Below are 12,714 nucleotides of genomic sequence, written 5' to 3' on the forward strand. Positions count from 1 at the left end.
GATCTTGCCTGACATCGAGGGCCAGACGGATCCTCAGCCCGAAACCGGGTACCGGCCCCGACGGCTGGAGGGACCGGTACTGGCAGGGGTGGTCCCGGGGCAGGGACTCGCGGTTCTGCACCGGGCCGTGGATCTTGCCCACGGCCTCGGGGTCGGGCTCGTGTGCGCCTACGCCGACCCGACCGTCATCAGCGAGGACGAACCCGGCGGACGGGTGGAGCTGCTCTCGATCGATCCGGACGCGGTGGACGACGACGCGGCTCAGATTCGCGCCGACCTCCTCGACGGCCTCCGCGGCGAACTCTCGGATGCTGGGATCACGTGGAGCTTCGCTGCGCTGTCGGGTGAACCCGCCCACGCCCTGGCCTCCTGCGCCCGGGAAGTGGGGGCCTCCCTCATCGTCGTGGGCACGCACGAGGACAGTCTCGCGCACCGGTTCGAGGAGCGGATCGCCGGCTCCGTGGCGGCGCGCCTGGGCCACAGCCAGGACCTCCCGTTGGTCGTCGTCCCGCTCGCGCATCGCCGACGTCGACTGCGCGGGGACAGCTAGATGGAGTCCGAGCCACGGAATCCGGGCCAGCTGAACGTCGACCCTGACGCCGGGACCCTCGGCGCGCCCCGCCGGCGCCGGCCGCTTCACCTGCATCCCGGATACATCCTCGTGGTGATCGCCGGTGGGATCCCGGGGGCCCTGGCCAGGTACTGGCTCGGTCTGGCGATTGCCGCCCCCGGCGGCTGGCCGCTGCCCACCCTCGTGATCAATCTCGCGGGGGCCTTCGCCCTCGGGATCCTGCTCGAGGCCCTCGCCCGCCGCGGCCCCGACGAGGGCGGCCTGAGAATCCTGCGCCTGCTCATCGGGACCGGGTTCATCGGGGCGTTCACCACGTACAGCACGTTCGCCGTCGAGGCCGTGAAGCTCTTTGACGCGGGCCGCGGCCCCGAGGGCCTGGGCTACCTCGCCGCGACCGTGCTCGGCGGTCTGCTGGCCAGCACCCTGGGCATCTGGGCGGCGGCCTACCATCACGCCAGGAGCGCCCGGTGACCCTGCTGACCGTGATCTTCCTCGGCGTTGCCGGAGGCGTCGGGGCCGCCGCGCGCTTCGTCGTGGACGGACTCGTCCGCGCCAGGGCGCGCACGGCGCTGCCCGTAGGGACCATTCTGATCAACGTCTCCGGCTCGTTCCTGCTCGGCCTCCTCGCCGGGGCGACCCTGCGCGGGGCGCCCTCCGGGCTGCTCGCCATCGCGGGCACCGGGTTCCTCGGCGGCTACACGACGTTCAGCACCGCGAGCGTTGAAACCATCCGCCTCGTCCAGGCCAAGAGGCCGGGAACCGCGGCCCTGAACGCGCTCGGCACCCTGGGCACGGCCCTGCTCGCGGCCTGGGCGGGATTCCTGCTCGCGGCGGTGCTCTGAGGCCCGTCGCCGCCTTGGTGCCACTCCGGGACGACGGCTGGCGGCGACGGGCCGACCGAGGGACGGCTCAGGGGCGCTTGAGGAAGGACTCGACCCTGGCCGGGTCCCGCACGACGACGTCGGCCAGGACCGCGTCGACCTTGGCCAGGATTCCCGGGTCGAGGACCACGCCGGCCGCGGTCGCGTTGTCCTTGAGCTGCTCGGGCCGGGAGGCGCCCACGATCGCCGCGGAGACGTTCGTGTTCTGGAGGACCCAAGCGACGGCGAACGCGGCCATCGAGAGGCCGGCCTCGTCGGCGAGCGGGCGGAGGTCCTGGACGCGCTCGAGGACGGAGGGCTGCATATAGCGGTGCTCGGTCTTGGTCCCGCCGTCCGCGGTGGAGAACCGCGACGCGGCGGGGGCCCCTGCGCCGGGCGCGTACTTGCCGGTCAGGACGCCCTGGGCAATCGGGGACCAGACGATCTGCCCGAGCCCGAGCTCCTCGCTCACCGGGACGACCTCGGGCTCGATGACGCGCCAGAGCATGTTGTACTGCGGCTGGTTCGAGACGAGCCCGATGCCGAGCTCCTTCGCGAGCGCGGCCGCGCGGCGGATCTCGTCCACGGTCCACTCGGAGACGCCGATGTAGTGGGCCTTGCCGGCATGGACGATGTCCGCGAAGGCCTGCATGGTCTCCTCGAGCGGGGTCTCGTAGTCGTAGCGGTGGGCCTGGTAGAGGTCCACGTAGTCGGTGCGGAGCCGGCGCAGCGAGCCGTTGATCGACTCCATGATGTGCTTGCGGGACAGCCCGCGGTCGTTCTTGCCCTCGCCCGTGGGGAAGAAGACCTTGGTGAAGATCTCCAGACCCTCGCGGCGGACGCCGTCGAGGGCCTCGCCGAGCGCGGTCTCGGCGCGGGTGCCTGCGTAGGCGTCGGCTGTATCGAACGTGGTGATGCCGAGGTCGAGCGCGGCGCGGACGCACGCGGTCGCGGCGTCCTGGTCCACCTGCTCGCCATGCGTGATCCAGTTGCCGTACGCGATCTCGCTCACGTACATGCCGGAGTTTCCGAGCTTGCGGTATTCCATGGGATTCCCTTCGTTGGTCAGGTGTAGAAGTCAGGAGGTGCCCGCGCGGAGGCGGCGCGGCGGGGCGGTCGAGCCGCGCACCACGAGGCAGGGGTCGATCCGGCCGACGGCTGCGGGGGACCCCGAAAGAGCTGCGACGAGGGACTCCGCGGCGAGCCGGCCCTGATCGGTCACTCCGTGGTCCATCGTGGTGAGGCCGACGGCGCCGGCGAGTTCGTGGTTGTCGTAGCCGACCACGGAGAAGTCCCGCGGGACGTCGAGGCCCGCGCGGCGCAGCGTGGCGAGTGCCCCGAAGGCGAGCTCGTCCGACGAGGCGACGAGCGCCGTCGGCGGTTCCGCCGCGGTGAGAAGGCAGGCCATGGCGGCTGCGCCGTCGTCGACCGTGTTCTCGACCTCGAGCTCGAGCGCCGGGTCTTGAGGCAACCCGGCCTCGGCGAGGGCCTCGCGGAAGCCGAGCAGCCGCTCCGCCGGCGGGACGCCGCCGAGGGTCGAGCCGGGGGCGGTGCGCATGCCCATGAACGCGATGCGCTCATGGCCGAGGTTGATCAGGTGGCGCGTCGCGGCGCGGCCGCCGCCCCGGTCATCGACGCGAACCGAGGACGTCCCTCCGCGCTCGGAGCCGACGAGCGCGACTGCCTGGCCCTGAGCCTCGAGCGCCGCGAGCTCACCGGGCTCAAGCTGGAGGGCGACGACGAGGGCGCCGTCGGAGCGCCCGTGCAGGCGCGGCGCGGTGAAGAACTCCGCCCGCGCCTGGGTGGTGGGCAGCTCCGTGAGGAGGACGTCGTAGCCCTCGCGGTTCAGGACCCGCCCGGCTGCGGCGATCACCTCGGCGAAGAACCACTTTGCGAGGAGCGGGACGATGATGGCGACGGTGCTTGTGCGGCCCGTCGCGAGGCGGGAGGCGCTCGGCGAGGTCACGTAGCCGAGTTCGTCGGCAGCATCTCGCACGCGCTTGCGGGTCGCCTCCGAGATCCCCGCTACGCCGCGGAGGGCGCGGGAAACGGTGGAAATCGAGACTCCGGCGCGCTCGGCAACGCTCTGGACCGAAACGGACATGTGACGAGCCTAACGAGCACGGGGTCGGCACCGCAAGCGCTTGCGCAAAGTGGACCGATCCGCGCTCCCGGCCAGTCTCCCCGGCCTGCCTCCCCGGCCCCGGCCGGACTACTGGCGGACGACGGCCGGGGACCACGCGTGCTCGATGAACAGCGTGGGCGCGCCGCTGCCGTCCGCGGGGAGGGACCAGACGTCGCTGTCTCCTATCGGGGCGCCGCGGGCCAGCCCGTAGAGGATGGTCGAATCGTCGAGCCACTCGGCCTGGTCGTCGACGTTGCGGGCCTCCGCGAGGCGCGTGACCTGGTCGGTCGTGAGGTCCAGGACGGCGAGGAGCCTGACGAGGGGCTGATTCGGGTCGGGCGACTTGATCTTGAAGGCGATCCGGGTGCCATCGGGCGAGAGTGACGGGCATTCGACCCCGGAGTGGATGGCGGTGAGCGTCCGCTGCTTGATGCTGCCGCGAACGAGCCAGTTCCGGTCGGCGGAGCCAACGGTCGCGTAGAACGTGTCCCCATCCTTGGCGAACGTCACGCCCCACACGTTGCGTTCCTGGGGTGCCAGCGTGGTGCCGGGGACGTCGATGGTGAAGTTCTCGAGGTTCCCGAGGCTCGAGCCGTCGGTGGCGGAGATCTCCGTCGCGGTCGAGAACGCGCTCGAGTAGGCGCGGCCCGTGACGAACACGGTGGAGGCGGCCAGGGTTCCGTCGGAGGAAAGCCGCGCCCTGCTGGGCGCCCCGGCGAGGGTCCGGGTGCGCAGCAGGTGCCAGTCCGCGTCCAGGATTTCCTCGTCGGTGCCGTTGCCGAGGCCGATCTGGGCGTGCAGGCAGATTCGCCGGCCGGCCGCGACGTCGACGCGGTCGCAGGCCTGGGCGGTCAGGGTCCGCGATCCGCGGGGGCTGCTCGCGGGGACCGTGGCCACCATGCCCTGGCCCTGCCCGGAGGCCGTGTTGCGGAAGAAGATCACCGGACCCGCCGGCGCCGCGGAGGCGACCGGGACCTCGGACGGGGCGCGGGACTGCTCCTGGTACCGGGCATAGGCCCAGACCCCGTAGCCGCCCGCCCCGCCGAGGGCCAGGAGGATCACGACGACGAGCACGATGCTCCGGGTCTTGGTGGTCACGCGGTGACCTTCTGGGCCGTCCGGAGCAGCACGACCGCGAAGGGCAGGGCGAGCGCGAGCCCGGCGGCGACGAGCCACAGGGCCGCCTGGCTGCCCATCGCGTACCAGAGCAGGCCGAAGCCAGTCGAGGCGATGAGGCGGGCGACGGCGACGACGGTCTGCGCGGCCGCGATGCCGCTCGCCGCAGACTGATGCGGCGAGAGCAGGCCGGCGAGGGCGGCGAGCACCCCGTCAGTGGCCGCGTAGAAGACGCCCAGGAGCACGAGCGTGCCCACCGTGGCCGGCAGCCCCGCCCAGGGCAGGACGGCGCAGACATATGCGGCGAGCAGCGCACCGTGCCCGGCGAGGAAGACGCGGGTCCGGCCCCACCTGTCGGCGAGCCGACCCATCGGGATGGCCAGGAGCAGATAGGCCACGTTGGTCCCGACGTAGAGCAGCGGGAACCATTCCGCCGCGAAGGCCGTCCGGGACTGCAGCACGAGATACAGGAAGCCGTCGCCGACCGTGAGCAGGCCGAGCACCCCGGCCACGAGGAGCAGCCGCCGCATCTCCGGCGTGTTCACGTCCCGCCAGCGGGGGCGGGACTGCGGCGCGGCGCCTGGCTGGGCCGCAGCGCTGGGTCGCGCGGTGTTCGGCACGGTGTCCGGATGCCGCCGTCGTTCGTTGGGCACGAAGAGGCCCAGGACCGCGACGCCGATGATCGCGAAGGCGAGCGAGGCGATGAAGACCACCCGGTAGCCGTTGGGGATCGCGAGGAGGATCACGAACGCGAGCACCGGCCCGAGCGCGGCGCCGACGGTGTCCAGCATGCGGTGCACCCCGAACGAGCGGCCGATGTGCTCGGGCTGCGCGGCGAACCTGATGAGGGCGTCCCGCGGCGCGGTGCGGATGCCCTTGCCGAAGCGGTCGACGGCGATGACCGAGGCCAGCGAGCCGAAGCCGTCAGCAACGAGCAGGGCGATCCTCGCCACGGCGGAGAGGCCGTAGCCGGCGAACGCGACCCATTTCTGGCTGCCCACGCGGTCGGCCGTCCACCCCGCGGCGATCCGGACCGTGGCGCTGATGCCTTGATAGAGCCCGTCCACGAACCCGTAGGCGATCGTCGACAACCCCAGGGACGCCGTGACGTACAGGGGAAGGATCGAGGCCACCGACTCGGAGGAGACGTCGGTCAGCAGGCTCACCACGCCCAGAGCGAGGATCACCGGGGCCAGCTTGAACGGGGGAGCGGCACCCTTGCCGGGCTCGACCCTGCGGCTGCGCCAGTCCGAAAGGGAGAGATACATGCCAGCTCCAATCGCCGCCATCACCCACACGGCGCCCCCGTCCGGGGGCGCCGGTGGATCAACTCTCCCAAGCCTTGGCGATCGGCTGCCACACTTGCCTGTACTCGAATCGTGGCGCTCGCGCAGACCCGGTCAGACAAGTAGTCTTCGGCGGCTCGCGGCGGGCGGATCGTCCCGCCCACCGCGGGCTAGGTGTACCCGGCCATCAGGTTGGTCGCAGTCGGCTGATCGGGGGTTTTCCTCCGAGTGCGCTGTGGCAGCGTTCAGTGTTGTAGTGCTCGAGCCATGGCGCAAGGGCGGCTGTTCGTTGGTCATTGCTGGTGTAGGCCCGGCGGTAGGCCCACTCGGCGGCGAGGGTACGGTTCAGCCTTTCGGCCTTGCCGTTCTGCCAGGGGCAGTGGGGCCTGATGAACTTCTGGATGATGCCGTGCTCGGCGCACGGCGCCCGCAGGGAGTACCGGTAGGCCCACGCGTTGTCGGTCATCAGTCGCTCGATCCGGGTGATCCCGTGGGCGGCGAAGTAAGCGATCGCGCGTTCGAGGAAGCCCGCGCAGCTGGGGCCCTTCTCGTCGGCAGGATCTCGCTGTAGGCGAGACGGGAGTGGTCATCGACCAGCGAGTGGACGTAGTCGTAGCCGATCGGGGCCTTCTTGTGCTTGTGGTCCACGGTCGCCTCCCTGCCCAGCGCCCGCCAGCCCCGCCGTCGGGGATGCGGCCGATCTTCTTCACGTCCATGTGCACCAGCTCGCCGGGCCGCTGCCGTTCGTAGCGGACCGCGGTCTGCTTCGATGAACGGATCACCTCACCGGTCATCGGATCGCACTGGCGCAGGTACGGCACGCCGTGGCGGCGCAGGATGCGTGAGACCGTCCGGCGGGACCCGACCTCGGCCCGAGCACGTCGGGGCCCTCGCGGTGCTCGGCGCGGGCAGCCAGCACTCTCTGCTCGACCTCCCCGCCGGTCCTGGTCGGCATCGTGTGCGGCCGCGACGAGCGTGTGGCCAGGCCTGCCTCGCCTTCGGCGGCATAGCGGTCGATCCAGGTCTTCACGCACTTCCGGGACACACCCATCGCAGCGGCGATGTGGGCCTGCGCCCAGCCCGCCTGATGACGTTCGACGATCAACCGGCGACCATGGACGGTCAGCCGGGCACTACCGTGGGACATGAGAACCTCCGAGTCGGAGTGGGCCTTAGACAAGCCACATCCCACTCGGAGGTTCTCCCTCGTTCAACAGGCTCGCCGCTACCAACGTCCTGGCCGGGTACAGCTAGGCGCTCAGGGGTGCTCGTAGCTGAGGCAGTCCGCGGCGTCCGCGCCGGGGCCCACCCGCACGTCGTGCGCATTGCACATGAGGTGCTCATTGTGCACGCACTCGCTGCGCTGGCAGGCTCCGACGTGCGCGAGCACCTTCGGCAGGCCACCGAGCGCGGAAGTGTCGATGAAGGTCCCGCAGCTCGCGTGGTCCGCGGTGCCCGCGACCGTGATGGCGTAGGCGTTGCATTCGTGCTCGTGGTTGAACGCGCAGTTGTCAACGGAACAGGTCGATACTTCCGTCACCTGAAGCGTCATGGCTCTCTCCTCAGCTCGACTGGCAGTGAACAGGACCCTACGCCCGGTCGATGCCGGTCCGGGAGGGGTGAATACCGCACAGTTTCGTTGCTGATCGGCTTGGAGCGGCGACCCGGCCACTCAACCGTCCCTCACCATCGTTGAACCGTCTGTACGAGGCATGGCCGTCTGCTTTCACGGACGGTCGTGCCTTGAGGGGACGGTTGGGCCGAGGAAACGGACGGTCGAGCCGGCCCCTAGTGCAGCGGTGTTAGCGGGTTGAGGGGCTGGGGAGGCTCGTGGGCAGCTGCGGAAGCGGCACCGGCAGGGACGGAGCGCCGAGGCTCGGCAGCGGGAGGGCCTTCTGCGAGGAGGTGGGCGCGGGGTCCGCCGGTGCGGGGGCCTGCTGGGTCGTGGCGGGGCGGGCGTCGCCGCGTGGCTCGGCTCCGCGGGCTGCTGGACGTTCGACGGCGCCGCAGGCTGCTGCGCGGGCACGGCCGGGGCCGCGGGGTCCGCTGGGCCGGGGCAGGGACATGGCCGGTGAGGACACCGAGGACCGTCGAGACGCCCTCGTTGAGCGACGAGCGGAAGCCCTCGTCCGCGGCAGCCGCGGCGGCGGTTCCGGCGCCGATCGCGCCGGTGAGGGCCAGCGCGACGGCGAGTGACCGGCGTCGTCCGGGGCGCGCCGGGCGGCCCGCGCTGCGCCGGGCGCCCTGATCGGCGGCGCGCGAGGCGCGGACGGCGTCGAGAGAAATGGTCTTCGCCTGGCCGGCCTCGGCGACGCTGTGCACGGCGGTCAGGGCTTCGGTCGGCGCGGCAGCGGGTTCGGCGGCCCCGGGGCCGGAAAGGAGGAGTGCCGCGACGGCAGGGCTCGGCTCGACGGGACCGGCGTGCGCGAACGAACGGAGGTCCTCGAGCAGGGGACGCAGGTCCTCGGCGTCCTCAGGCTCGGTGTCCGCGAGGAGCTGCTCGATCACCAGGAGATCTTCGGGATCGGGTGTCGGGTTCATGAGTGGCTCTGTTCTGTGATGAGAGCTTGGCTTCGGAGCGCGTCCAAGGCGCGCCGCTGAAGCTGTTTGATGGCGCCCGTGGTCCGGCCCATGACGTCGGCGGACTGTTCGATGGATAGATCCGCCACAACCCGCAGGAGCAGGACTTCGCGGTGATCTTCGGTGAGCCCGTCGAGCAGGCTCAGGACTCCGGTTCCGGCGAGGGCTGCCTCTTCCGCCGTGAGCGAGGTGGTCCGGGGATCAGACTCCGGATCGTGGGGGACGAGCGTGGGGGTGCGCTCGCGGCGGCGGTAATGATCGACCGTTCGGGAGTGGGCGATCGTGAAGAGGAGAGCCTTGGCGCCGTCGAGCCCGCCCCTGAGGCCGGGCCCGGTGCTCTGGGGGGAGAGGCGCGAATAGAGCGAGAGGAAAACGTCCTGCGTGATGGCCTCGGGGTCGTCGACGCCCCGGGCACGCAGATAGCCGAGCACAGACGGTGAATACGCTCGGTAGGCGGCGGTGAAGAGTTCGGCCTGATCGCCAGAATCCACAGAGGGGTTCTCGCGGAAGGTCTCCTCTTGCTGCTCCAAGCGGTCTACCTTTCTGGCATTCTGTCCGGCGCACCGTGCCCTCGTCAGGGCGTGCAGCCGCCGGTCTCGTGCTGGCCGGTGGGGGCCCGGAGTGGGCCGGGCCCCCAGAAACGACTTGCCAGCCTACCTCAGTTTGGCGGCGAGGGTGTTACGGGCGCACCGCGTTGGTGGCCTGGTCCGTGAGGCCCGAAGCCGCACCCGGGAGGGCCGGGGTCGACGGGAGGGCCGGGGTGGACGGCAGCGCCGGGACGGCCGGAACCGAGGGCAGCGACGGGAGGGTCGCGGAGCCGTCGGCGCCGGCGGAGACGTTCGCGCCGGCCTGAGCGGAGCCGTTGGCACCGGCCGCGGACAGCGTGGTTGAGCAGAACGACGAGACGTTGGCGTCACCGTGCGCGGCGGCCGTGAGGTTCTTGAGGTCCACCGAGCCGGCGGTCAGACCGCCCTTGACGAACGTCTGGCACAGGTTCGCGAGGTTCGCGGCGCTCAGGTCCGGCGTGCTCGGGAGCGCGGCGGCCGGGGCGGACGGAAGGGCCGGCGTGGACGGAGCGGCCGAGGCAGCCTGGCCGGCCGCCTTCTGAGCCGTCGCGGTGCCGTTGGCCACCGTGGAGTCCACGTTGGGGGACGGGGCGCCGATCATGTTGTGCGCGGCCTGCTGGACCGGCGTGGGGAGGGCGTTGGCGTAAGCAGCCGTGCCGGCACCGCCAACGGCGATGGCGCCGACGGCGATCGCGCTCGCGGCAAGCTTGCTGGAAGCGAGAACACTGAAGACGGACATGGAGAGCTCCTCAGGAAGGGTCGAAGTGGTTGGGAGGACCGCCGCGGTCGGCCCTACGTCGCCTTAACCGACCCGCCTTCGAGGAAAGTCACGCGGGAGGCACGAATTTTTTTCTGGCTCTTTCTTCCGGCACTTTTGCTGCGGACACAACCTGTCCGCAGGGGGTCCGTGAGGCCTACCCGCCAGCCCCGTCCGCTTCTAGCGTTGGGGCCATGGAATGGAAGCTTGAACTGGTATTCGTGCCCGTGTCCGACGTCGATCGGGCCAAGGACTTCTACGTCAACAAGGTGGGCTTCAACGCCGACTACGACGAGCGCGTCAACGAGAATCTGCGCTTCGTCCAGCTCACGCCGCCCGGCTCGGGGTGCTCGATCGCGATCGGCGAGGGGCTCAACGACGCCCCTCCCGGAACGGCTCCGAGCCTCCAGCTCGTGGTCAACGACATCCAGGCCGCCTACGACCACCTCAAGGGCAACGGCGTGGACTGCAGCGAGATCGACATCCAGGACTGGGGACACTTCGTCTACTTCACGGACCCCGACGGCAACAAGTGGGCCGTGCAGTACATGCCGTACAAGCAGAACGCGTAAGGAGCAGTCCCCTTCTCGTTCGGGGAGTTCTCTTCGGGGGAACTTCTCGAGCGAGAAGGGGACTTCAATACGTCTAGCTGCCCGAGCTGGCTACCCCAGCGCGTAGACCGTCGCGTTGCCGATGGTCTGCGCCTGGAAGTTGGCCTCGACCCACTGCTCGATCTGCTGCGCGTCGTTCGAGCCCGTGGAGCCCTGCATGAGGCTCGCCGCAATGAAGTAGTGGATCTTCCCCTCCTTCACGAGCTGCTGGAACTGCGCGAGCGTGGGCGCGGGGTCCGTGCCGTTGAAGCCGCCGATGGCCATGACCGGGAGCTGCGTGGCGAGCTGGTAGCCTGCGGCGTTGTTCGAACCGACGACGGCGGCCGCCCACGTGTACTTCGAGGCGTCAGTCTGCAGCGCGGTCACCAGAGCGGACGACGGCGTCGTGGCGCCTAAGAGGCCACCCGCGCCTCCGCGTCCACCGCCGAAGCCACCGGCCGGGCCGCCTGTACTGCCCTGGCCGCTCGTGCCCTGGCCACCCGTGCCGAGGCCACCCGCGGACGGCGCCGGCTGGCCGCTTTGGGTGCCGGTCTGGCCGAAGCCCTGAGCCGTGCCCGTCCCGGTCTGAGAGAAGCCGAGGAAGCCCTGGCCGTTGCCCTGTCCGCCCGGGCCTCCGAAGCCGCCGCGTCCGCCGAAACCGGAGGACGGGCCCGCCGAGACGATTGCGCCCGAGTGAGCGGTCGAGACGGTGTTGAGCGTGAACGCGAACGGGCCGGCGAGGGCCGCGACGAGGGCGAGCGCCGCCGTCGTCGGTCCCGCGAGCCGGGGGAGCCGCACGCCGAAGCCGCCCGCGACGATCGCCGCGGCCGCCACGAGCGCGGCGATGGCGACGACCCACGCGAGCCACGGGACGAACCCGGACGCCCGGTTGAGCAGAACCACGCCCATGATTCCCGCGGCCGCGACCGCCGCGGCGAGCACGGAGGCCTCGACCGGGTACTTCCGCCGGTGCCACAGGATCCCGCCGCCGAGGCCCGCGAGGGCCGCGATGCCGGGGGCGAGCGCCACGGAGTAGTACTCGTGGATGATCCCGTGCATGAGGCTGAACGTCAGCCCCGTGACGAGCACCCAGCCGCCCCACGCCACCACGGAGGCGCGCACGGCGTCCGTGCGCGGCGCCCGCCGCCCCACCCAGAGGAGGGCGGCGCCGAGGATGAGCGAGGCGGGCAGGAGCCACGCGATCTGGCCGCCGAACGTCGAGGAGAACAACCGGAACAGGCCAGGCTGGCCCCAGCCGTTGCCGCCGCCCACGGAGCCGACCTCGTCGCCGCTGAGCCGGCCGAAGCCGTTGTAGCCGAACGTGAGCTCGAGGATCGAGTTGGTCTGCGAGCCGCCGATGAACGGGCGGTCGGCCGCGGGGGTGAGCATGACCGCCACGATCCACCAGCCAGCGGAGACCGCCATCGCGCCAAGGGCGCCGAGCAGGTGCAGGAGGCGCCGGCCCAGGCGGTGCGGCGCAGCCCACAGGTAGGCGGCGGCGAAGCCCGGGACCACGAGGAACACCTGGAGCTGCTTCGTGAGGAAGCCGAGGCCCAGGAGCACGCCGGCGAAGAGGATCCAGCGGGCCTTGCCGCTCTGGACCGAGCGGACGGTCGCGTAGCCGGCCGCGGTCATGAGGAGTACGAGCAGCGCGTCAGGGTTGTTGAAGCGGAACATGAGCGCCGCGATCGGGGTGAGTGCGAGCGCGGCGGCGGCGACGAGGCCCGCTCCGTGGGCGGCCCGCTCGCTCCCGGTCGCGGGGCGCACGGCCCGGCGGACGGCGAGGTAGAGGATCCATGCCGCGCCGACGCCCATGAGGGCCTCGGGGACGAGGATCGACCACGAGCTGAGGCCGAAGATCCGGACCGAGAGGTCCATGATCCAGAGGGCGGCCGGGGGCTTGTCCACCGTGATGGCGTTCGCGGCGTCCGAGGAGCCGAAGAAGAACGCCTCCCAGTTCTGGCTCCCGGCCTGGGCCGCCGCGCTGTAGAACGCGTTGGCCCAGCCGCTCGCGGCGAGGTTCCACACATACAGAACCCCCACGCCCACCAACAGCACGGCCAGCTCAACCCGCTGGCGCACTGCTCCGGCCGCAGCTCGGGTGCCGCGCGCACCGAGGCTGCGGAGCGGGCGACGGCGCAGAGCCGCGTCAGAGGGCGACGAAGGAGCCCAGCGGCCGGAGCCGTCGGCCGTGGAGCCGTCGGAGGCGACGACGGCCTCTGACGGCGCCCCGGTGCCGGCGCCAACCACCGGTTGAGACTGC

General features: G+C 71.3%; 13 protein-coding genes and 1 pseudogene. 4 read left to right on the forward strand and 10 right to left on the reverse strand.

The annotated features are described in order from the left end of the window. The first annotated feature begins 4 nt into the window (after positions 1–4). The 3 genes from ACOKR1_RS03675 to crcB (ACOKR1_RS03685) are packed head-to-tail and all read left to right on the forward strand — an operon-like array spanning position 5 to position 1,413. Positions 5–550: a universal stress protein gene (locus ACOKR1_RS03675; RefSeq protein WP_422935410.1), complete on the forward strand. Its 546-nt coding sequence runs from the start codon at positions 5–7 to the stop codon at positions 548–550. Further along, positions 551–1,042: a fluoride efflux transporter CrcB gene (gene crcB / locus ACOKR1_RS03680; RefSeq protein ID WP_422935411.1), complete on the forward strand. Its 492-nt coding sequence runs from the start codon at positions 551–553 to the stop codon at positions 1,040–1,042. Positions 1,043–1,047: 5 nt separating this feature from the next. Then, positions 1,048–1,413: a fluoride efflux transporter CrcB gene (crcB, locus tag ACOKR1_RS03685; RefSeq protein WP_422936546.1), complete on the forward strand. Its 366-nt coding sequence runs from the start codon at positions 1,048–1,050 to the stop codon at positions 1,411–1,413. Between the two features lie 67 nt (positions 1,414–1,480). Here crcB (ACOKR1_RS03685) and ACOKR1_RS03690 read toward each other — a convergent pair whose 3' ends face one another. The 9 genes and pseudogenes from ACOKR1_RS03690 to ACOKR1_RS03730 all read right to left on the reverse strand — a co-directional run bounded on the left by ACOKR1_RS03690 (position 1,481) and on the right by ACOKR1_RS03730 (position 9,843). After that, positions 1,481–2,479: an aldo/keto reductase family protein gene (locus ACOKR1_RS03690; protein ID WP_422935412.1), complete on the reverse strand. Its 999-nt coding sequence runs from the start codon at positions 2,477–2,479 to the stop codon at positions 1,481–1,483. Between the two features lie 30 nt (positions 2,480–2,509). Next, positions 2,510–3,535, reverse strand: a complete 1,026-nt coding sequence (locus tag ACOKR1_RS03695; RefSeq protein ID WP_422935413.1) for a LacI family DNA-binding transcriptional regulator — start codon at positions 3,533–3,535, stop codon at positions 2,510–2,512. 108 nt (positions 3,536–3,643) lie between these two features. Next, positions 3,644–4,654: a hypothetical protein gene (locus ACOKR1_RS03700; RefSeq protein ID WP_422935414.1), complete on the reverse strand. Its 1,011-nt coding sequence runs from the start codon at positions 4,652–4,654 to the stop codon at positions 3,644–3,646. Continuing rightward, on the reverse strand, positions 4,651–5,940 hold the full coding sequence (locus ACOKR1_RS03705) for an MFS transporter (RefSeq protein WP_422935415.1): 1,290 nt from the start codon (positions 5,938–5,940) through the stop codon (positions 4,651–4,653). The genes ACOKR1_RS03700 and ACOKR1_RS03705 overlap by 4 nt, the downstream gene beginning before the upstream one ends. A gap of 205 nt (positions 5,941–6,145) precedes the next feature. Continuing rightward, a pseudogene (locus tag ACOKR1_RS03710) lies at positions 6,146–7,105 on the reverse strand (IS481 family transposase). A 111-nt stretch (positions 7,106–7,216) separates the two neighbouring features. Next, positions 7,217–7,510, reverse strand: coding sequence for a DUF1540 domain-containing protein (locus tag ACOKR1_RS03715; protein WP_422935416.1), 294 nt, complete (start codon positions 7,508–7,510; stop codon positions 7,217–7,219). A gap of 236 nt (positions 7,511–7,746) precedes the next feature. After that, the gene (locus ACOKR1_RS03720; RefSeq protein WP_422935417.1) at positions 7,747–8,499 is read right to left on the reverse strand and encodes a hypothetical protein; all 753 of its coding nucleotides are present in this window, start codon (positions 8,497–8,499) and stop codon (positions 7,747–7,749) included. After that, on the reverse strand, positions 8,496–9,068 hold the full coding sequence (locus ACOKR1_RS03725) for an RNA polymerase sigma factor (RefSeq protein WP_422935418.1): 573 nt from the start codon (positions 9,066–9,068) through the stop codon (positions 8,496–8,498). The genes ACOKR1_RS03720 and ACOKR1_RS03725 overlap by 4 nt, the downstream gene beginning before the upstream one ends. A 148-nt stretch (positions 9,069–9,216) precedes the next feature. Next, positions 9,217–9,843: a protein tyrosine phosphatase gene (locus ACOKR1_RS03730; protein WP_422935419.1), complete on the reverse strand. Its 627-nt coding sequence runs from the start codon at positions 9,841–9,843 to the stop codon at positions 9,217–9,219. Positions 9,844–10,055: 212 nt separating this feature from the next. Between ACOKR1_RS03730 and ACOKR1_RS03735 the strand changes: the two genes are divergently transcribed. Beyond that, the gene (locus tag ACOKR1_RS03735) at positions 10,056–10,433 is read left to right on the forward strand and encodes a glyoxalase superfamily protein (RefSeq protein ID WP_415857088.1); all 378 of its coding nucleotides are present in this window, start codon (positions 10,056–10,058) and stop codon (positions 10,431–10,433) included. Positions 10,434–10,523: 90 nt separating this feature from the next. Here ACOKR1_RS03735 and ACOKR1_RS03740 read toward each other — a convergent pair whose 3' ends face one another. Next, positions 10,524–12,701 (reverse strand): ArnT family glycosyltransferase, encoded by a 2,178-nt coding sequence (locus ACOKR1_RS03740; RefSeq protein WP_422935420.1) that lies wholly within the window; start codon positions 12,699–12,701, stop codon positions 10,524–10,526. Between the last annotated feature and the right edge of the window lie 13 nt (positions 12,702–12,714).

The organism is Sinomonas sp. P47F7 (assembly GCF_049332655.1).
Classification (GTDB): Bacteria; Actinomycetota; Actinomycetes; order Actinomycetales; family Micrococcaceae; genus Sinomonas.

What these genes read in the sequence shown, in the direction of transcription:
- crcB (WP_422935411.1), top strand. Translation starts at nt 551, where the DNA reads ATGGAGTCCGAGCCACGGAATCCGGGCCAGCTGAACGTCGACCCTGAC.
- ACOKR1_RS03690 (WP_422935412.1), bottom strand. Translation starts at nt 2,479, where the DNA reads ATGGAATACCGCAAGCTCGGAAACTCCGGCATGTACGTGAGCGAGATC.
- ACOKR1_RS03730 (WP_422935419.1), bottom strand. Translation starts at nt 9,843, where the DNA reads ATGTCCGTCTTCAGTGTTCTCGCTTCCAGCAAGCTTGCCGCGAGCGCG.
- ACOKR1_RS03715 (WP_422935416.1), bottom strand. Translation starts at nt 7,510, where the DNA reads ATGACGCTTCAGGTGACGGAAGTATCGACCTGTTCCGTTGACAACTGC.
- ACOKR1_RS03705 (WP_422935415.1), bottom strand. Translation starts at nt 5,940, where the DNA reads ATGTATCTCTCCCTTTCGGACTGGCGCAGCCGCAGGGTCGAGCCCGGC.
- ACOKR1_RS03720 (WP_422935417.1), bottom strand. Translation starts at nt 8,499, where the DNA reads ATGAACCCGACACCCGATCCCGAAGATCTCCTGGTGATCGAGCAGCTC.
- ACOKR1_RS03735 (WP_415857088.1), top strand. Translation starts at nt 10,056, where the DNA reads ATGGAATGGAAGCTTGAACTGGTATTCGTGCCCGTGTCCGACGTCGAT.
- ACOKR1_RS03695 (WP_422935413.1), bottom strand. Translation starts at nt 3,535, where the DNA reads ATGTCCGTTTCGGTCCAGAGCGTTGCCGAGCGCGCCGGAGTCTCGATT.